Annotated in this window: 1 pseudogene; it reads left to right on the top strand. The window is 78.3% G+C overall.

Features of this window, described 5'->3' with window-relative positions:
* Positions 1-1,517, top strand: a pseudogene (locus tag MHW47_RS35345) (ATP-binding protein); the annotation flags it as partial.

The raw sequence follows: 1,517 nt of genomic DNA, 5'->3' as shown, positions 1-1,517 counted from the left end.
CGCCCGGCCCGCCCCTGCCCGAACTGCCCCTGCTGCGCCGCGACGCCGAGCGGGAACGGCTGACCCGGCTGCTCGCCCGCGGCCGCTCCGTCCGGCTCACCGGACCGGCGGGCTCCGGCCGGACCGCGCTGCTCGACGCCGTCGCCGCCGACTGCGCGGACTTCGCGCCGGACGGCGTCGTGCGCCTCAACGGCCACAAGCGCACGGCCGCCGACCTGCTGTACGGACTCTTCGACGCCGTGCACGACGCCCCCCTCTTCCGCCCGGACCGGGCCCAGCTCCTGGCCGCGCTGCGGACCACCGGGGCCGTCGTCGTCCTGGACGACCTGGAGTTCGGCGGCGCCGCGCTCGACGAACTGCTCGACGCGACCCCGGAGTGCGCCTACCTCCTCGCCGCCACGCCCGACGTCGCCGCGCCCGGCCCCGACGCGCACCTCGAAGAGGTCCCGCTCGCCGGCCTGGACCGCGCCGCCTCGCTCGACCTCCTGGAACGGGTCGTCGAACGCCCGCTCACCGAGGAGGAGGCCAACTGGGCCGGGGACCTCTGGTTCGAGTCCGAGGGCCTGCCCCTGCGGTTCGTCCAGGCCGGCGCCCTGCTGCGGCAGCGCGACGCCCTGCGCACCGACCCCACCGCGTACGACGAGTACGGCTACCTGGCGACCCGGCCCGCGCAGGCACCGGACCCCGGACAGGCCGCTGGTACGGCGCCCGCCGAGGAGTCCGGAGCCCTCCCGAACGACGGGGACACCGGGTACGGGGACACCGGGCACGGGGACACCGGGGACGTCCCGCTGCCCGGGCTCGGTGAGGCCGCGGCGCCCGCCGCCCTGCTGGCCTCCCGGCTCGGCGAGGCGGCCCGGGACACGCTGCGGTTCGCCGTGGCACTCGGCGGCGAGGTGCCGCACCAGGGCCACCTTCCCGCGCTCGTCGGGGACACCCACGCCGACGCCGCGCTCGGAGAGCTGGCCGGCTGCGGGCTGCTCTCACCGGCGGGCTCCCGCTACCGGCTGGCCGCCGGGGTGCTGGCCCAGCTGGTGGCCGCGGGCTACGACGACGACGCCGTCGTCCGGGCCCGGACCGCCGCCCAGCACTACACCTGGTGGACCGGCCACTCCTCGGTCACCCCGGCACGGGCCTGCGCCGAGGCCGACGCGATCATCGCGGCCATGAACCAGCTGGTGCCGGGGGAGGGGGCCGGCCGCACGAGCGCCGCCGTGCTCCTCGCCCGCAGCGCGGCGCCGGTGTTCGCCGCCGGGCTGCACTGGGGTGCCTGGGAGCGGGCCCTGCGGATCGGCCAGGAGGCCGGCCGGCTCGCCGGGGAGGTCGCGGAAGAGGCGTACTTCCACCACGAGTTGGGCGTCCTCGCGCTCTGCACCGGCCATCCCGACCGGGCCAGGACCGAGCTGGAGACCGCGATCGGCATGCGCGGGGCGCTGGCGGACCGCAGCGGCGCGGTGGCGGGCCGGCGGGCCCTCGCCCTGGTCGCGGACCGCTCCGGCACACCGGCCGCCGGTGTG

This window comes from Streptomyces sp. OfavH-34-F (genome assembly GCF_022347745.1).
Classification (GTDB): Bacteria; Actinomycetota; Actinomycetes; order Streptomycetales; family Streptomycetaceae; genus Streptomyces.
Note: the sequence above shows the minus strand (reverse complement) of the source record. Positions and strands in the feature narration are given on the sequence as shown.